At 46.6% G+C, this 17,496-nt stretch carries 20 protein-coding genes, 1 pseudogene and 1 riboswitch; of the genes and pseudogenes, 10 read left to right on the top strand and 11 right to left on the bottom strand.

The genetic code is table 11. The annotated features are described in order from the left end of the window. Nucleotide 1 precedes the first annotated feature (1 nt). The 4 genes from cobI to OCV29_RS18250 all read right to left on the bottom strand — a co-directional run bounded on the left by cobI (nucleotide 2) and on the right by OCV29_RS18250 (nucleotide 3,969). Nucleotides 2-766 carry a precorrin-2 C(20)-methyltransferase gene (gene cobI, locus OCV29_RS18265; protein WP_073605142.1) on the bottom strand — a complete coding sequence of 255 codons (765 nt, stop codon included), beginning with the start codon at nucleotides 764-766 and terminating at the stop codon, nucleotides 2-4. Further along, nucleotides 763-2,049, bottom strand: a complete 1,287-nt coding sequence (locus tag OCV29_RS18260; protein ID WP_073605143.1) for a bifunctional cobalt-precorrin-7 (C(5))-methyltransferase/cobalt-precorrin-6B (C(15))-methyltransferase — start codon at nucleotides 2,047-2,049, stop codon at nucleotides 763-765. The genes cobI and OCV29_RS18260 overlap by 4 nt, the downstream gene beginning before the upstream one ends. After that, nucleotides 2,049-2,708 (bottom strand): precorrin-8X methylmutase, encoded by a 660-nt coding sequence (locus OCV29_RS18255; protein ID WP_073605144.1) that lies wholly within the window; start codon nucleotides 2,706-2,708, stop codon nucleotides 2,049-2,051. The genes OCV29_RS18260 and OCV29_RS18255 overlap by 1 nt, the downstream gene beginning before the upstream one ends. Before the next feature lie 73 nt (nucleotides 2,709-2,781). Next, nucleotides 2,782-3,969 carry a cobalt-precorrin-5B (C(1))-methyltransferase gene (locus OCV29_RS18250; RefSeq protein WP_245796951.1) on the bottom strand — a complete coding sequence of 396 codons (1,188 nt, stop codon included), beginning with the start codon at nucleotides 3,967-3,969 and terminating at the stop codon, nucleotides 2,782-2,784. Nucleotides 3,970-4,117: 148 nt separating this feature from the next. Then, a riboswitch (cobalamin riboswitch) is annotated at nucleotides 4,118-4,287 on the bottom strand. Between the two features lie 490 nt (nucleotides 4,288-4,777). Here OCV29_RS18250 and OCV29_RS18245 point away from each other — a divergent pair. The 3 genes from OCV29_RS18245 (at nucleotide 4,778) to OCV29_RS18235 (ending at nucleotide 8,147) form a co-directional block, all read left to right on the top strand. Further along, the gene (locus OCV29_RS18245; RefSeq protein WP_073605146.1) at nucleotides 4,778-7,192 is read left to right on the top strand and encodes an AAA family ATPase; all 2,415 of its coding nucleotides are present in this window, start codon (nucleotides 4,778-4,780) and stop codon (nucleotides 7,190-7,192) included. 358 nt (nucleotides 7,193-7,550) lie between these two features. Further along, nucleotides 7,551-7,748 (top strand): hypothetical protein, encoded by a 198-nt coding sequence (locus tag OCV29_RS18240; protein WP_073605147.1) that lies wholly within the window; start codon nucleotides 7,551-7,553, stop codon nucleotides 7,746-7,748. Nucleotides 7,749-7,886: 138 nt separating this feature from the next. Continuing rightward, a complete protein-coding gene (locus tag OCV29_RS18235) occupies nucleotides 7,887-8,147 on the top strand; it encodes a hypothetical protein (protein ID WP_139281657.1) in 261 nt (86 codons plus the stop codon). A 279-nt stretch (nucleotides 8,148-8,426) separates the two neighbouring features. Here OCV29_RS18235 and OCV29_RS18230 read toward each other — a convergent pair whose 3' ends face one another. Genes OCV29_RS18230 through OCV29_RS18215 form a run of 4 tightly spaced genes read right to left on the bottom strand, consistent with a single transcriptional unit; the run spans nucleotide 8,427 to nucleotide 9,664 of the window. Then, nucleotides 8,427-8,765: a hypothetical protein gene (locus tag OCV29_RS18230; protein WP_073605149.1), complete on the bottom strand. Its 339-nt coding sequence runs from the start codon at nucleotides 8,763-8,765 to the stop codon at nucleotides 8,427-8,429. Continuing rightward, nucleotides 8,762-9,076, bottom strand: a complete 315-nt coding sequence (locus OCV29_RS18225) for a DUF2778 domain-containing protein (protein WP_073605150.1) — start codon at nucleotides 9,074-9,076, stop codon at nucleotides 8,762-8,764. Before OCV29_RS18225 ends, OCV29_RS18230 begins: the two co-directional genes overlap by 4 nt. 19 nt (nucleotides 9,077-9,095) lie before the next feature. Further along, a complete protein-coding gene (locus OCV29_RS18220) occupies nucleotides 9,096-9,404 on the bottom strand; it encodes a type II toxin-antitoxin system RelE/ParE family toxin (protein ID WP_073605151.1) in 309 nt (102 codons plus the stop codon). Then, nucleotides 9,404-9,664 carry a type II toxin-antitoxin system Phd/YefM family antitoxin gene (locus OCV29_RS18215; RefSeq protein ID WP_073605152.1) on the bottom strand — a complete coding sequence of 87 codons (261 nt, stop codon included), beginning with the start codon at nucleotides 9,662-9,664 and terminating at the stop codon, nucleotides 9,404-9,406. The genes OCV29_RS18220 and OCV29_RS18215 overlap by 1 nt, the downstream gene beginning before the upstream one ends. A gap of 536 nt (nucleotides 9,665-10,200) precedes the next feature. Between OCV29_RS18215 and OCV29_RS18210 the strand changes: the two genes are divergently transcribed. The 3 genes from OCV29_RS18210 (at nucleotide 10,201) to OCV29_RS18200 (ending at nucleotide 11,461) form a co-directional block, all read left to right on the top strand. Further along, nucleotides 10,201-10,713 carry a Fic family protein gene (locus tag OCV29_RS18210; protein ID WP_084193447.1) on the top strand — a complete coding sequence of 171 codons (513 nt, stop codon included), beginning with the start codon at nucleotides 10,201-10,203 and terminating at the stop codon, nucleotides 10,711-10,713. Nucleotides 10,714-10,863: 150 nt separating this feature from the next. Then, nucleotides 10,864-11,121 (top strand): type II toxin-antitoxin system Phd/YefM family antitoxin, encoded by a 258-nt coding sequence (locus tag OCV29_RS18205; RefSeq protein WP_073605153.1) that lies wholly within the window; start codon nucleotides 10,864-10,866, stop codon nucleotides 11,119-11,121. Then, nucleotides 11,114-11,461, top strand: a complete 348-nt coding sequence (locus tag OCV29_RS18200) for a type II toxin-antitoxin system RelE/ParE family toxin (RefSeq protein WP_073605154.1) — start codon at nucleotides 11,114-11,116, stop codon at nucleotides 11,459-11,461. Before OCV29_RS18205 ends, OCV29_RS18200 begins: the two co-directional genes overlap by 8 nt. 73 nt (nucleotides 11,462-11,534) lie before the next feature. Here OCV29_RS18200 and OCV29_RS18195 read toward each other — a convergent pair whose 3' ends face one another. Next, nucleotides 11,535-11,708: a DUF1289 domain-containing protein gene (locus OCV29_RS18195; RefSeq protein ID WP_073605277.1), complete on the bottom strand. Its 174-nt coding sequence runs from the start codon at nucleotides 11,706-11,708 to the stop codon at nucleotides 11,535-11,537. A 31-nt stretch (nucleotides 11,709-11,739) separates the two neighbouring features. Continuing rightward, nucleotides 11,740-11,964: pseudogene (locus OCV29_RS18190) on the bottom strand (hypothetical protein); the annotation flags it as partial. A 130-nt stretch (nucleotides 11,965-12,094) separates the two neighbouring features. On the opposite strand from OCV29_RS18190, the gene OCV29_RS18185 reads away from it, so the two are divergent. After that, nucleotides 12,095-12,853, top strand: a complete 759-nt coding sequence (locus OCV29_RS18185) for a PAS domain-containing protein (protein WP_073605155.1) — start codon at nucleotides 12,095-12,097, stop codon at nucleotides 12,851-12,853. Further along, nucleotides 12,825-14,114 carry an MFS transporter gene (locus OCV29_RS18180; RefSeq protein WP_073605156.1) on the top strand — a complete coding sequence of 430 codons (1,290 nt, stop codon included), beginning with the start codon at nucleotides 12,825-12,827 and terminating at the stop codon, nucleotides 14,112-14,114. The genes OCV29_RS18185 and OCV29_RS18180 overlap by 29 nt, the downstream gene beginning before the upstream one ends. Here the strand turns inward: OCV29_RS18180 and OCV29_RS18175 are convergent. Beyond that, the gene (locus tag OCV29_RS18175; RefSeq protein ID WP_073605157.1) at nucleotides 14,059-14,778 is read right to left on the bottom strand and encodes a class I SAM-dependent methyltransferase; all 720 of its coding nucleotides are present in this window, start codon (nucleotides 14,776-14,778) and stop codon (nucleotides 14,059-14,061) included. The genes OCV29_RS18180 and OCV29_RS18175 overlap by 56 nt on opposite strands. Nucleotides 14,779-15,093: 315 nt before the next feature. On the opposite strand from OCV29_RS18175, the gene OCV29_RS18170 reads away from it, so the two are divergent. Next, nucleotides 15,094-15,279, top strand: coding sequence for a hypothetical protein (locus OCV29_RS18170; RefSeq protein WP_073605158.1), 186 nt, complete (start codon nucleotides 15,094-15,096; stop codon nucleotides 15,277-15,279). 153 nt (nucleotides 15,280-15,432) lie between these two features. Continuing rightward, on the top strand, nucleotides 15,433-17,496 hold the full coding sequence (locus tag OCV29_RS18165; RefSeq protein ID WP_073605159.1) for a type VI secretion system Vgr family protein: 2,064 nt from the start codon (nucleotides 15,433-15,435) through the stop codon (nucleotides 17,494-17,496).

The following is a 17,496-nucleotide window of genomic DNA, read 5'->3' as shown; positions in this document are numbered from 1 at the left end:
CCTACGCTGCTGACTGACTGCCGCGCAGCACACCCCGGCGCTGACGGATAGAGAGCTGCACCATCGAGAAGTAACGGTGCTCCTGCGGCACATCCTCAAGGTTGCGGTAGATTTCTTCTTTGTCGGTACTGGCGTGTGATACATACGTCGCGGTATCTTCCAGTCCCAGCGCTTTTAATTTGGCAGAGAGCGGCGCAATCATCCGGCCTGCTTTGATGAGCAAAATAGTGTCAAACTCTTTGACCAGTCGCTCCAGACAGTCGATGCCATACGTCGCCGGTACCACACAAAACCGTTCTTTACCTTCCGCCAGCGGAATTTTTGTCGCCGCCGGCACTGCTGTCACCGAAGTCACGCCCGGCACGATCACCGGCACCACATCCGGCATGATGTCTTCCAGCTCTTGCTGAATATAACTCCAGGTGCTGAAGACCGAAGGATCGCCTTCGGTAATAAACACCACGGACTGCCCCAGCCTGAGCCGGTCATGAATCGCCATGGCCGCAGCCTGCCAGGCCGGGACATTCACCGAAGGGTTGCGGGTCATCGGGAAGTGAAGAAAACAGCGTTCTCCGTCAATCTCTGCTTCCGGGATGGCGCCGGTTACAATCTCCCAGGCAAAGGAGTCACCTTGCCCTTTGTTTTTTTCAGGAATCGCGATCACATCCGCTTCCTGAATCAGGCGGGCGGCTTTGAGCGTCAACAGCTCACTATCTCCTGTCCCCACACCGACCGCATACAACTGACCATATTGATTATTATTCATGAGTTTCCTTCTGAGACGACTGTTTTTTTTACAAATAAATGCGTTTTTACAAATGATTGTTCTTTAGAAAATGAAAAGAGATGAATCGGATTTTCGGCCTGATAACGCTGATAATGCGCCAGCGGCTGCGTATTGGAGATGTTGACGAGTTGAGCATCAAACTGAAGTTCGCAGGCACTTGCCCATTGATAAACTTCTGACACCGTATCCATCGTCACTGCACTCACCACCAGCCTGCCACCTGCCTGCAAAGCCGCCCAGGCCCCGGTCAGAATCGCATCCATCTCGCCCCGGCTGCCACCGACAAACACCGCATTCGGTTTGGGAAGGTCCGCCAGCGCTGCCGGTGCAGACCCGGTGATCAGCTGAACATGATCGGTGCCATGTGCAAAAATGTTCGCCTGAAGACTGTCAAAACAGGCGTCGTTGCACTCCACAGCAAATACCTGACCTCTGGCGGCAAATTTGGCGGATTCGATCGCGATCGAACCGGAGCCGGAACCGACGTCCCAGACCACATCATCCTGTCGGATACACATTGCGGTGAGCGCCAGATGTCTGACAGCCTGTTTGGTGATCAACCCTTTTTGCGGCATACGCTTCAAAAAGCTTTCATCGGCTGCGAACTGCCCGTGACCGCCCCAAAGCGCAGGGCTGCCCCGCTGGGCTACCAGAATATTCAGCGGATCGAATTCAGTCTCACATTGAGCCAGTTCATCAATACCAAATGTTCGGATTTGCTCACGGGGACTGCCCAGCTGTTCACACACCGTGAGTGTCCAGTGCGTTTCGTGATAGGTTTTCAGGTGGCGGGCAATCACTTGTGGCGTGTTGGTCTTATCCGTCAGCAGGGTAAACAGAGCGCCCTGCTGCATTCGCGCCACCAACCCGTTTAAACCCCGGCCATGACAAGACAGATAAGCGGCGTCATGCCACGGCAGTCCCAGCCGTGAAAAGGCTAACTGCGCTGAACTTTGCGCCGGAATAAATGATAAGTCACTGGCCGGAAGCTGCTTCAATAAAGTGCCACCAATGCCGAAAAACAGCGGGTCACCCGAAGCCAGCACCACGACATCGCCTTCTTCACTTTGATCAATCACCTGATTGAGCCAGTTTGAAAAACCCTGTGTCATATCCAGAAAGATGCCCTCAAACTGCGGAAACCAGACCCGGTGGCGGGGATGTCCGGCAACCACTCTCGCCTGAGACACCGCACTGACGGCGCGGCTGGTTAAGCTCAGGCAGCCATCTTCCGGCACCCCAATCACAACAATATTTGCCATTATTTTTCTACCGTCTGATAAAGCAGGGCGTGAATCGTCGAGACCACAATGGGGCTGCCGCCCTTGCGCCCGGTACTGACAATGTACGGGACTTTTGTCTGTTCCAGCAGCGCCTGTTTCGATGCATCGGCTTTGACAAATCCCACCGGAATCCCGACGATCAGCGCCGGTTTGATTTCACCGGCTTCCACCATCCGCAGCACTTCATACAGTGCTGTCGGGGCATTGCCGATCCCAATCACCGCACCATCCAGCAGGCCAAGATCCCGTGCTTTGCGCATCGCCCAGATGGCCCGTGTTTCGCCTTTCTCCTTTGCAGTCGCAATCACGTCTTCATCACCGATAAAGCAGCAGGCCTGATTGTGGTTGATCGACAGGCGCTGCGCACTCAGGCCACTGATGATCATCGAGACATCACTGACAACCGGCGCACCGGCTTTTAAGGCGCGAATCCCGGCCTGAACCGCACCAGCGCTGAATTGAAACAGCCGGGCGAATTCAAAATCTCCCGTGGTATGAATCGCTCTTCTGACCACGGGCCATTGCCTCTCATCAAACTGATGACCGCCATGAAACTGCTGGATTTCATGGTCGATAATGGCAAATGAGTCATTTTCAATCGCCCGTCCCTGACGGGTCATTTGTTGCATTGCATTCATGTTACTTTCGCCTGATCTTTGTTTATCTATGACTGCTATCTGACCAGATACATCCTGATAAGCAGCTTGTTATTTAACCTTTCTTTGCTCCTGCCAACGGGGTGCCATCAAAATCAATCAATATCACTTCAATCTCTGATGCACCGGCAACGTATTGACTCGCGTGTTTTCTGGCTTCTTCACACAGCCGGTTGAGGAAAGATTGCGGCTGATGTTCGCGCACCAGTTCCAGCATATGTCTGCCTGTATTGGCGTGCGCAATTTGCTGGCACACCGCATCGGGGAGCTGTGTTTCTGCGGCAAGCTGGCTGAGATGATTAAAGTCAATGGCATGCCCGGAGACATGGGTCATCATCCGGCCTGAAGTCAGTTTTGCCAGCTTGCCGATCATGGTCACCAATGAGACTTGACTGATACCGTAACGTTTACCTGCTCTCAGGCCCACGCCGATAAAATCCCCGGCCTGTATAAAGGCCATGTCAGAGGCTTGCGGGAAGTGAGTCATGGCTGCTTTTTCAGACCGGCCGCCGGTCGTGAGGATGACATGGTGCAGCCCGTTGGCACGGGCAATCTGGATCGATTGCCGGACCGATGCCGCATAAGCCGAGGTTGAAAAAGGTTTGACTGTGCCGCGGGTACCGATAATCGAGATACCACCCACCAGCCCAAGCCGCTCGCTGATGGTTTGTTTCGCGGCTTCTTCGCCACCGGGCACAGAGATGGTCAGTTCTATGCCATATTGCTGGCTGATGGTGTCGGGCACTTGTGCCAGTTCAAGCTGAACCATTTCGGCAATATGTGCTCTGGGCACCGGGTTGATCGCGGGCTCACCCACCGGCAATTCGAGACCGGGAAGCGTGACTGTCGCCACACCAACGCCCCCTTTCAGGTGAATCCCCGGCTCATCGCACCAGCGGGCAGTACACTGAATTTCCAGCCCATGAGTACAATCCGGATCATCCCCGGCATCCTTGATAATGCCTGCCGTGACTTCGGTATTCTTTTTGAATTGAACGCTTTCAGGCAGCGCGTTTTCGGGCCGGTGCGTTTCAGAAAAAACAATTTCAGAAAAAACAGGTTCAAGGCGGACCAGTGGAAAAGTCACCCAATCGTGGTTCGGCAACCGGATCGCAATATCATCTGATAACTCGCGGGTTATCAGCGTTCTGACCGCGGCCCGTGCAGCCGCAGCAGCACATGCCCCGGTGGTATAACCCTGGCGCAACTCTGAGTGGTGCTTTGAACGTTTTAATTTTCCCACGTACACATTCCCTGATCATTCCCTGAAACAGATCATTAAGAGAGAACAATATGCACCGATGCACATTAATCTCATATTTTAAAGACAACAAGGGCAGGAGAAATCGCAGGATAAGACGACTCTGAGTGCTCCCGCCCAGATTGTTCTGTAACTGATACTTCGTTTAGCAGGATCTGACTTACGGGCTGACATTTCACACCGGAAACACAAGGCCGCTTACAGTTGCGGGTACAGTTCAGGATTCTCACCTGATTCACTTTTCACCTGCCACATCAGAATGATGCTGTATGTGTAGGGACTAAACGCGTGGTTGAGTCTCTCACAGGGTGAGCGCTGGCGGATATGATGTTCATCAATGTTGGTTGAATGAGATTTATTATCTGGGAGGTTTTGTTTTGAATTGGTTTTTCGGAAGATTTTGACTTTTGTAGATGGTGCGGAAGATTCTGGCTTCTGTGGATGGTTTGGTGCGCTATTAAGTTTTGTTGATCCAATCAGCGCTTGGTGCTCGCGCCCCAGATACTCTTTCCCGGATGAAAGAGTATCCAGAAAATCCTTTTGGTGGGCGCTGGCCGGAACGGTTTTGTAAGCGCATCCTGCGCACAAAACCTCAAAAATCCGTCCAGGATTTTTGCCCTGAATTGTGTGGTTTCTTGTTGATGTGCTACTTTTTTGTTATGGAGTTGATGGGAGACGTTTGGTGAGTTTGTACATATCCCAACTCTCTGTGATGACCAAGGATAATCGTATATTTTAATGAGCAATTCGAAGAATAAATAACCATTAGGCATAATTAGTTGAGATGAGCATGAGCGGACACCTAAAGAGAATAGACTCAATAGAAAGTATGGCAGTATATGACAACTTTCAATGGTCATCATCTATGCGAGATAAAGGAAACAACATCGCAGAATGTAAAAAACTAAATATTCTTTATGGGCGCAACTACTCTGGGAAAACAACACTTTCTCGGATCCTCAGAGCTTTAGAGACTGGATATATCTCAGATAAATATAACTCACCAAAGTTTCAATTGACCTTTGATGGCGGTAGTACTGTTACACAAAACTCACTAAAAAATCATGGTCAAATTATCCGGGTTTTTAATGAAGATTTTGTTCGGGACAACCTGCATTTCATTGTTAATGACGGGCAGACCATCAATTCGTTCGCCATCTTGGGTGAAGATAATACAAACCTTGAAAAAGAAATCGAAGAGAATGAAGCCAAACTGGGGAGCGAAGAAGATAAGTCTGGATTGCAAGGAGAGTTTCTTGTTGCAAACGAGAGATTCAAAGAAGCCCAACAAGACTATAAGAACAAGTCGTCAGAATTGGAGAGAAAATTACGTGATAAAGCTAATAAAGCTGACTCTGGAATCAAGCACAATAAATCCTTTGGTGATGCTAACTACAATGTCACAAAAATCAGGGCAGATATCTCGACTGTTACAAAAGATACTTACTCTGTGCTTTCTGATGAGCAAGTAGAGAAGTTTTATGAACTCCTAAGAGAAGAACTCAAACCAGAGATCCCTGAATCATCAAACTTCAACCTTCAATACTCTACGATCATTTTAAAGGCTAAAGAACTAATCGAAAAAAAAATACAGGCTTCTGAACCAATCCAAGAATTGTTAAACGATGTAGCTTTGGAAAATTGGGTCAGGACTGCCAGAGGTCACCATCAAAAGAAAAGAGATAAATGCGCATTTTGTGGGAGTGATCTTCCAGACGATTTGTGGGAGAAGCTGGACAAGCATTTTAATCAGGAGTCCGAAGAACTGCGTCAAGATCTGGAAACCCTTATTGGGTCGATTGAACGTGAGCGATCCCGGGTTCCCAATCTACTGAAAATCAACAACTCAGACTTCTACTCTAACTATACTGCTGACTTAGATTCGCTGGCAGGACAGCTATCGACCATATCAACGTCTTACATTGAGAGTCTGGATTCCATAAAAGAGCAGATCGAAAAAAGAAAAGATAACATTTTTACGCCTCTTGAATTAAATGAACCAGAGTCGGTTGAAGAAAATTTGAATGCGATTAGGGATTCGTATGACCAAATCAGAATTAAATCCAACCAGTTTGCAGATTCATTAAGTTCTGAACAGTCTGAAGCTCGTACGGCTCTTCGCCTCCATGAGATTTTTACATTCATCACCGACATAAAGTTTGAAGAAGAAAATACAGCTATTAGTGCACTGAAAAAGTCTATGGATTTAGCGGAGACAACCAGAAACTCCGCAAAAGAAGGAGTTGTTACAAAACGAAAGGAAATAGATAATCTGAAGGCTCAGCTAAAAGACGAAAGCAAGGGAGCTGACCGCGTAAATGATTATTTGAACAATTTCTTCGGCCATCAGCATCTTTCTCTCAAAGCCATCGAAGAAATCCCCGGAGACGAATCATCCGGATACCGATTTGAGGTAACTCGAGATGATCAAAAGGCATTCCATCTCAGTGAGGGTGAATGTAGTCTGATAGCTTTCTGTTACTTCATGGCCAAGCTTGAAGACGTAGAAACCAGAGGTAATAAACCAATTATCTGGATCGATGATCCTATCTCTAGCTTGGATGCAAATCATATCTTTTTTGTCTACAGCCTCATTAATGCCCAAATTGTAAAGCCGGAGAAATATGAAGATGACGGTGAGACAAAAGAACGTGATCGCTTTAAGCAGCTATTTATTTCAACTCATAACTTAGACTTTTTGAAGTATCTGAAGAGACTTCCCGGCGCTTTGAATAAAAAAAAATCTCAGTACTTTATTATTACCCGAACAAATCAGGTCAGTGATATTAAATTAATGCCAACATACTTGAAAAACTACGTCACGGAGTTTAATTTCTTGTTTCATCAAATCTATAAATGCGCCCACGCAGAGATAGAATGTGATGCAAATCATGATTGTTACTACAATTTTGGGAACAATGCCCGGAAGTTTCTTGAAGCATTCCTGTACTACAAGTATCCCAATTCCATGGAAAAAGGTGACAAGTTGACGCATTTTTTTGGTGATGATGCTTTAGCGGCATCACTAACAGATCGCATTAATAACGAATATTCTCATTTGGAGGGAATATTTGAGAGAAGTATTTTACCAATTGATGTCCCTGAGATGAAAACAACAGCAAGCTTTATCTTGCAGAAAATTCAGGAAAAAGATCCAGACCAGTATTCAGCGTTACTTCAAAGCATTGGGGTAGAAGATATCTAAAGCACCTGTCCCAAGCTATCTAATTTCCCCATATACAACAATTGACACCCTACCCCCACCAAGATTATCCTACCCGCTCACCGGCAAAATCCGGTGGCGGGTTTGGTACCCCGCGAACACAAAGGTGCATAAGCGCCAGCATTTGCTGGTCTTTTTTATGTACGGCCTTTACACATCTTAATTTTATGGATTTGACTATTCTTTAGACGGATTCATTCATAATGATGGTGGGCTGGATGAGGCTGACTTCGGTCAGGCCGTTCCCTTTGTGGCGGTGTACCAACCTTGTCCAGTTCACCACCCATTCTTGGTACCTCTGAGTGGTGAATTTCTTCGATTTAACACAAAGGAGGCACTTATGCCTGCAACAATCACCTACGATCCAAATCTTTCACAGAAAGCCCGTGAATATCTGATCCAGCTTGAGGATCATCTCAACGAGATGAACCAGAAAAGCCCACAAGCGCGTGAGGTGCTGCTTTACCTGAATAAGCTGCTGACCATTCATGCTTCAATCAGAGAAATCACCACGCTGAAAGTGGAAGTGCCGGAATAACATCGTTGTTCAAAACTAAGTTAACTCAGAGCCACGCTTGTGGCTCTTTTTGTGGGTGGGTTACATCTCCTGAAACGCCATCTAACAGATAAAATTTAAACGTCCTTTTTGACACCCGTATGTGTTCCCACGCAGAGCATGGGAACAAGAATTTTTAACCTCACGCAGCAAAATAAAACCATAAAAAAAGGGCAAAAATCAGGAAGATTTTTGAAGGATTGGGCGCAGGGATGCGCTTCCAATCCTGCTCCGGCCAGCGATCACCAAAAGGCGTTTTCGCCCCTTTTCCGCCCCGAAAAGGGGCTGGGGCGCGTGCACCATGCGCCGCTTGGATCAACAAAATTTATAAGCGCACCAAACCTGCCACTGAAGCCGGAATCTTTAGAAAAGAAGGATTAAAGCGTCTGTCCCAATAAGTCCAATAACTCCGGGGACAGGCACCAAAAGGATTTTCTGGATACGCTTTCATCCCGGAAAGAGTATCTGGGGCGCGTGCACCATGCGCCGCTTGGATCAACAACACTCAATGGCGCACCAAACCCACCACGAAAGCCAGAATCTTTCGGACAAACGTCACACCGCAGACTGTATGCTAACCCACGCGCAGAGCGTGGGAACAATAGGTTGAGTAATTTAACAACGAGGGAACAATAGAAAAAAAATGGGAAAATAAAGCGTTCAGTGATTCACTTCCATCTCTGAAATCAAATACGTATTAACATCACTCATCGAACATTCCTCATCCGAGGCATCACTCTGAGTAATCACCTGATAAGTTTTTCCCTGCTTATCATGAAAAACAAACCAATAGACCTGAGTATATAAGCCGCTTTTCTTTGTTTCAGATGCCAGCTGTTTGATCTGAGTTTTTGTCCGGTCAAGCTGTGTAATATCAACAATGCCTTTATTTTTCAGCCAGACTTCTGCCATATTCAGCGGCCATGAATAACAATCAGGACCAGCAGCAACAGAGAAACCTGAAAAAAAGACCAGTGTGATAGCAAGTAACTTTCTCATTCAACCACCTCTAACTGCCTGTCATTACTCAGCCATATTTGCTGACGAACATGAAATCGTAAAATAATACATCCTTCCGAAGCCCGGCCGGGATGAACACGACTATCACCATGAATCATAAAACCATTCCTGCCAAACATCTGATTTCCGGCATCAGGACGAAGACGAAGCGAATAAATGCCGGTATGAGGCCCCAGCCCCTTTTCAGGGCGGAAAAGGGGCAAAAACGCCTTTTGGTGATCGCTGGCCGGAACAGGATTGGAAGCGCATGTGATGCATGAAATCAGGCTTTTATCCCTTCCCGCTTTCATTGAACCAGCTAACAATGCCTTAAATGATATTTCTTTGAGTTAAATGATGTGATGGAAGCATTCGCTGGTGCAGCACTGCAAATACTACGATGTGACTGCTGTGTTTAATATAATAAATGACGTGACTACCATGAGGAAAACTTAATACGCCAGTTCCAACATCAGTTCTGTGCTTTCCCAGAGAAGGTGATTCCGCAAGTAAACTAATGGCTTGACGCAATTCAGAAAGATAACTCTGAGACTGGTTTGTTCCCCATTCTTGTATTGTGTACCGGCGTATCTCTATTAAATCAGCCTGGGCATCCGGAGTGAGATGATAAGCTGGCATCAATCGAATTTACCTGCTTCCAGTTCATCAAAAAAAGTTTCACCATCGATGAGATCACCGGCAGCGATATCTGCTTTTGCTTGTGATGCTCTTGCCTGCAATAGCTGTAGTTTCATGGCTTCAATACTCTGATAATCTTCGGCGGACATCACAACCGCGACCGGTTTACCATTTCTGTTGATTTGAACTGGGGCTCGTTGTGCTTTTAACAACATGTCACCAAAATGGGTTTTGGCTTCGTTTGCTGAGAGTATATTCATTGAATTGACCTCATATATCGTTCGATTTAATCATAATAGTCAAATTGAATGTTACTTGTCAAAGCAGGTGATAAGTTACGTCAGATAAAGCCCAGCCCCCGGAAAGTGATATGAAACAGCATCATACGAAAGACGTAATCTGCAAATTGCGTGTGAGGATTCAAAAACCGGAATTCAATGAGACTTTATGATTTTGCGCTGTTTTCATGGTTTTATTTTGCTCGGTGAGATCGCAGAACATGGCTGAAACAAAACGGGGGTTCATCACAAAAAGAGCCACAACTAAAGGGAGTGGCTCTGAGTTAACTTAGTTTCGAACAATGGTCTTATTGTTTGAGATGGACCTTTCCGGAAGCCGACATGATCGGATGAACATCCATACTCTTATGCAGGAGCCTGATAAATTAAAGCGTCTGTCCCCAATAAGGGAAAAACATCTGTCCTCATTATCTCCACAAATGTGCAAGAACAGGCAGGACAAATCCCTGATGACTACTGAACACCGTTGATGGTTTCTTGTATACTCATCGTCATCTGTGAATCAGGCAAAAACATGGGAATGTCTCTTTCAACTAGTCACTTCAGGGGCATTTGCTTTTACCAAAGATATCGCCCTGAAACTGCATCATATCGCAGGCGAAGAAGAAGCGCTGGAATGGGGCAAATTCCGCTCCGGTTATGTATCCATTACGGGTTCAGATGACCAGCCACCGGGACCCGATGAATTAGAGACTCGGTGGCAAGCGGTTCAAGACCTTGTTGAAAAAGAACCAGACATCTATGACCGGGCCATCACTGCATTTTTACAAATGGCAAGAAATCAGTTTTTCTGGGATGTAAACAAACGAATGGGACGGTTCATGATGAACGGTATTTTGCTTGATCATGGCTACCCTATCATCAATGTGCCCGCGAAAAGACAGCAAGAGTTCAATGCCCTGATGCTGGATTTTTATTCAGACAACAATATGCAGCCAATGAATGAGTTTCTGCGCTCCTGTATGAACGAACTGCTCATTAAGAACTTTCAACTTGATTTACACCGATGATGAACATTGCAGGGACAGTCGGGCTTGAAATATTCTGCTGCCAGCAGTTTTTATACAGACTAAATTGGGTTCTTTATTGACGGTGGTTTATATTTTGCTTAAATTTAGACCACGACTCACAACAACCCATGATTCAATCAGGTAGCAGCTATGAAAACCGAAACAGTCAGTTTCTTAAAGAAACATGCAGCAGACTTGCCAGTCGATGAACCGATGATCATTACCCAAAACGGAACACCAAAATATGTGGTTGAATCTTATGAAGAGAGACAACGGCGTGATGATGCAGTCGCGATGATGAAAATGGTGATGCTTGCCAAACAGGATGTGACTGCTGGCCGGGTCAGTTCACTGGGGAACCTGAAAGACCGTCTTGCTGAAAAAAAACAGAGGCTGAAAGGTGAGTAATCCCATCGTCATCAAAACAACTGTTTCTTTTGATAAAACCGTTGATAATGCGATTGTGTATTTAAGCCAGTGGTCTGATGAAATTGATGTGATTGAACGGGTTGAGAAAACACTGGCACAATTTGAATCCTGTGTGTCAGAACATCCGCTGGCTTATTCCCGGTGTCCGGAATTAATGGAGCTGGGCGTCAACTCGGTCAGAAACGCAGCCATTGGTGACTTCCGGATTCTGTATGAAGCCGAAGCATCAGAACAGCAAACCGTGATTTATCTGCTGCTGTTTTTAAAAACCAATCAAAGCATTGAGAAACAGCTGATTGAGTTTTGTCTTTATCTGTAGGGTTAATTGTCTCAGTTAATTCAGAGCCACGTTTGTGGCTCTTTTTATGGCTGCCTATTTTATACTCACTCCGCTACTCATTCACCGACATCCTTTTTTTTAGCGCTTTACGAAGATTATTCAGCGCATAAGGCTTCATTTTGTTCCACTGTTGGCATTCCTCTCTCGTTCTGCCACACCCCAGACACCATCCTTTGGGGCCAGAGAAATCACACACATCAATACAGGGACTTTTTTGCTTTTTCATCGCTTTGTTCTCAACGTTTTTCACGGATGATTCACAGATTGAGCAGAATTTTTTCGATACCTGACTCCAGCATCCGGAGGCGATTCAACTCTTCGTATATCCGCTGTTCCAGATTTTTGAAGTTGAGCGGTAAAGTACGCTGGCAGATACCATAACTGCTTTCCAGCAGTTTATATCCTTTCCAGCTATTGATGCGTTCTCCTTCCTGAGCAATCAACCGGCGAATAAATTCAGCTTGATCAGGGCAGTCTTCTTCATCATCCCTGAACCAATGATCCTCAGCCATTCAATGAGACCGGTTATTAAGTGAATTGTTATAACATAACAAGTATTAACTCTCCAGTTGATTGAGTGATTGAATGATGAAATATAAGTGATAGAATTCAATGCACTTAATTTACTATATATTCACTTTTATTTTGAGCAAAAAGCTACCTTTAAGCCATTGTGTCATCGATGATGTGGTCGAGCTGGCAGAGCAGATGACAAACCCGGTTCTCTTAAAAGACAACCAGGGAAAATATCTGTACGCAAATCCATCCAGCGTCCGGTTATTCGGCTTCAGTCATCAAAATGAGCTGATTGGTATCAATGCGAGAGAACTCAATTGTAAAATAGAACATCGCTGGCACGCTGAATACAATAAAACCGTATCAGACCTGGATAATTTCGTGGTCAAACAGCGCAAGACCGGGAAAGACCTGATGAGAGTACTCCCCTGTCAGGACGGCACGCTGCGGGTTCAGAATATGATGAAAAATCCGATGGTCAGTCAGTTCTCAGATAAAGTGACCTCTGTTTTTACCTTTAGTGAAAACTTAACGGATAACGTAGACAGAATCACTTTGCTCAATCTTTATGTGAAATTCTACACCGCTCACGAATCTGCTATTCGGTACTTTCTGAAATATCTTTCTGTTGACCCGCTGTTTGTCAAATGCCCTTCCCTGAGAGAAATGGAAACGATTCTTCTGCTGGCAGTCTTTGCCAACCATAAGGCCGTTTCAAACAAAATGGGCATTTCCGTCAGAACCGTCGAAGAAAACATCCGGAAGATCAAGCAAAACAAACTGAAAGACGAATATCTTTGGACTGTCCTTCTGGAATTAATAAGAAATGAAAAGAGAAACATTAAAATTACGTAAAATTATCCAAATCACCACGGTTTCAAATGTCTTCGAATGGTACGAGTATATTGTTTTTGCTTTCCTGTATACCGCCATCGGTCAGCACTTTTTTTCCTCTTCTGATCCGGTCTCCGCGGCGATTGAGACCTTTGGTGTATTTGCGCTGAGTTATCTGGCACGGCCATTCGGCAGTGTGTTCTTTGGCTGGTTGTCCGATCACGCTTCCACGTCAAAAGCCGCGAGAATATCCATGCTGATGATGGCATTCCCACCGATCGCCATTATCGTTATCCCCAGTTATGAGTCGATTGGTATTATAGCGCCGGTCCTGTTGGTACTGGTTCGCCTGATACAGGGATTTGCTGCCGGCGGAGAGCTGCCGGTCACTGCAACTTTTGCCTACAACCACACAGAGCCGAAATTTAAACGTCTCGCCTGTGCTCTGGTCAATTGCAGTTCGTTGATTGGTGTTCTGCTGTCTTCACTGACTATCACGGTCATGAATGCCACACTGACGCAAACTGAAATTACCGCAGGTGCATGGAAGTACCCTTTCTATTTTTCCATTCCCCTGATGATATTTCTGTTTTGGCTGAGAAAAGATTTAGCGCTGATGGATAAAAAACATCCGGTTCAGAAAAGTGATGCTGCCCCCGTTCACTATCTGTCGGCAATCTGTCAGCACAAACGGGCTTTTATGACCGGCTTTGTTGTGATTGCTTCCTTGCAGATCTCGTTTTATCTGATGTTTATCTGGCTGCCAACTTACCTGCAACTGTTTTTAAATGTCCCCAAATTAACCGCATCAGCATTCAACACGCTCAGTATTCTGGTGATGGTCGCAACCGTCATCCTGACCGGGTTGGCCCTGATCAGGTTTGACGGCCGGAAAGTTTTATTTCACTTTTTCTATATTGAAATCGTTGCGGTTATCGCTTTATTTTACTGGCTGATTCAAGATCAGAGCGACTTCACTCTGGCAACGATCAGCATCATTTTTTCTGTACTGATTGGCGTAATCGATGCGATTGCACTCAGCTTTATCGGCAGCTTATTTCAATCGCAGGTCAGAGGCATCGGCATGAACGTAACATTCACATTGCCAGCTGTGTTTTTCGGTGGATTCTCCCCCCTGATTGCAACCTGGCTCATTCATCACACCGGGATCTTAATGATTCCGGCGCTCATGATTGGCGTCGTGCTATTGGTTAGCCTGATCCTGCTCATTCAATTTGAGCGTGAACCAGACACCCGCCAAGCGTACCTGCATCAAAATTAGTCATCAGTCTTGTAAATGAATCATACACTGTGTCATAAGCCCGCTGGCCGTGATTATGGCAGAGTGTTGACTGACTGGCTTCCATCCGGTTCAGAATATTCTGGTAACTGCCGTAAAACATGTCGGTCACATCGTCGACTTGTTTGATGGTCCATGGAGAGAAAATCGCTTCAACACGATCCAGTGCGACAGGATTGAACGGAGAATCATCATCATGAAACAGGTTCTTCGTGAATCTGCTGTTGGATGAGTAATCAAAAACCAGCAAGTCCGTTTTTGGCCGGGCTCTGCCGGACAGTTCGATACAGGCCTGATGTTGATCCGGGAAAGCGTAAAAGGCAGAAAAGATGGTCATCAGATCATACGTTTCCTGAGTCAGTTGACGGATATCTGCCACATCACCATGGATAAACCGGCAATGTGGATACTGACGCCGGGAATAATCAATCGCCTTAATATCCTGATCCAGCCCGGTCGTTCTGGCCTGCTGATTCAGCATATCGACGGTACCACCCAGTCCGGAGCCGACATCCAATATGTTTTGTTTGGCTGAAAAATCGATTTTACTGATAGCAAAATCCACCGCTTTTCTATCTTCAGGATGCGTAAAATCACCCTGTCTTATTTCTGCAAGCAAATGCTTTTTCTGAATAAAATGGCTCATAAGAATGGTTCGTTACCTTTAACAACATGTAAATGAAATGACACTAAAAATTCAACCCGGTGTATTTTCCTTCCCTCATCGCAAGGGGGATTTTCAAGCAGACTCATTGATGCCAGAACCTCAGAAATATGCCATACGGGTTTTTCCCGTATGGTCAAAATAAGAGAATCCTCTATCTTAGAAAGCCTTGTTGCATATTATCATCTCAGTGATGAAATATGAGTCGTCAACCCGTATTTTTCTCCGGATCATCGATACCGGAGAATTGAATCAGGCAGGCTTAGCCGCTTCTTTGCAACTGGCGAATGGAAAAAGATGGACCTCGAAGAGCTTACATTCTGGTTTGAAGTCGTACAACGCACTTCTGTTCCGGATAATGGCAACCAACTGACCTCAGAAGAAAAAGCAGCGTTAGTACAAAGCTGTCAGGTACTGGCGCAAATCGCTCAGCTGTTTGCTGATCAGATTGCCGGACACACCTCAGATCTTCAATTCAGATAGACCGCTGAATCAGGCTTCTCACCCACGCTTCATCGCAGGAGCAATGTTTCATGCGATAAAAATCTCTGTAAACATATACTTGTCATATGAATGCTTGATAATTGCAAATAAATCAATATAGAATACGCAAATGCATTAATACAGGTGTTGAATATGAGAACGCTGAATTTCCGGCTGACCATTGATGGTGTCAGCGACCCGACTTTAGTCGTGCGTCAGTTTCAGGGGTATGAATCCATTTCCGACTCACGGGACACCGGCAACCCAATCTGCGGTTACCGCTACCAGATTGACATCGCCAGCCGCCGCAGCAGCCATACTGCGGATGCAATGGTCGACAGCAAAGCCCTGCTGGAAGTGATTAAAAACGGCCAGGTGGTGCAGAAAGTTCATGGCATTATCCGCAACTTCAGTAAAGGCGACACCGGTCACCACCACACTTTTTATGCCATTACCTTAGTTCCCTCACTTGAACGCTTATCCCTGCGACAGAACAGCCGGATTTTCCAGCAAAAAAATGCTCAGGAAATCCTCACCACCCTGCTCGGGGAAATGGGTATCAGTGACTTCAGCTTCTCCCTCAAACGTCCCCCGGCAACCCGTGAGTTCTGTGTGCAGTACCGGGAAAGTGATTTAGCTTTTTTCCATCGCCTCGCGGCTGAAGAAGGTATGATGTATACCTTCAGCCATGAAGACAGCAAGCACACGTTAATCATCACCGATAATCCGGAAGGCTTTCCGGTGCTGGGTGCGCCGGTGCTCTACAACGCTCTGTCCGGCGGCGCGAATGAACTGGCCTGTGTCACCACGCTCACCGAGCATAAACAGGCCGAAGTCAGCACACTGCAAATGCAGGACTATAGCTTTAAAAAACCATCCTACCCGTTCACACAAACCGTGGATGGTAAAGCGATGGACTACCAGAATCAGACTTACGAATACTTTGACCATCCGGGCCGGTTTAAAGATGACGGCAATGGCAAGGCGTTCAGCCAAATCCGGATGGAATATCTGCGCCGCACGGCACACACCGTCACCGGCAGCAGCGACGAACCCCGCATTCAGGCCGGACAAAAATTCAGCTTGATCGAGCATCTTGACCCGGCGATGAACCGCAAGTGGCTGACCGTCGCCGCAACGCATACCGGCACTCAGCCGCAGGCACTGGAGGAAGATGGCAGCAGCGGTGCCACCACCTACCAAAACCAGTTCACGCTGATCCCCGGCGATTTAGTCTGGCGGGCACAAATCCAGCCCAAACCACAGGTTGATGGTCCCTGTATTGCCACCGTCACCGGCCCCGCCGGAGAAGAAATCTACTGTGATGAACATGGCCGGGTGAAAGTTCAGTTCCCGTGGGACCGCTACGGCAGTTCGGATGAAAAAAGCTCCTGCTGGGTGCGGGTGGCCCATGGCTGGGCTGGCACCCAATACGGTTTTATTGCCATTCCCCGCATCGGTCACGAAGTGATTGTCTCTTTCCTTAATGGCGATCCGGATCAACCAATTATTACCGGTCGTACCTATCACGCCAGCAACCTCTCTCCTTACCCGCTGCCGGACAACAAAACCCGCACCGTGATCCGCACCCAGACCCATCAGGGCGAAGGTTTTAACGAGATCCGCTTTGAAGATCAGGCCGGTGTGGAAGAAATCTTCATGCACGCCCAGAAAGACCAGAATAATGTGGTGAACAATGATGAGACCACTCAGGTCGGGCATGATCGCACTGAAAATGTCGGCAATAACGAAACTATCACCATCGGCAATGACCGTACAGAAAGCGTCGGCAATAACGAAACCATCACCATCGGCAATGACCGCAAAGAAACGGTTGGCGGCAATGAGGTCGTGACCATCAAAGGCAATCAGGCTGAAACCATTGCGATTGCCAAAGCGGAATCCGTGGGCGCTGCGAAAGCGCTGACCATTGGTGCTGCTTATCAGGTGAGTGTCGGGGCAGCGATGAATAAAAGTGTCGGTTTATCGGATACCAGCCAAATTGGTGGTTCCAAATCAACCTCTGTGGCAAAGAAAATTGCCTATGATGCCGGCGATGAAATCACCCTGACTACCGGCAAAGCCAGCCTGACCATGAAATCTGACGGCACCATTATTCTCAAAGGTGTGGATATCACCCTGTCCGGCAGTGGTGAAATCAAAACCAAAGCCAAACAGAATGTGGTGATTAAAGGCAAAAAAGTATTGGAGAATTAA

This window comes from Vibrio aerogenes (assembly GCF_024346755.1).
GTDB classification, from domain to species: Bacteria; Pseudomonadota; Gammaproteobacteria; order Enterobacterales; family Vibrionaceae; genus Vibrio; species Vibrio aerogenes.
The sequence above is the reverse complement of the archived record's forward strand: the minus strand, read 5'-3'. Positions and strand labels throughout refer to the sequence as shown.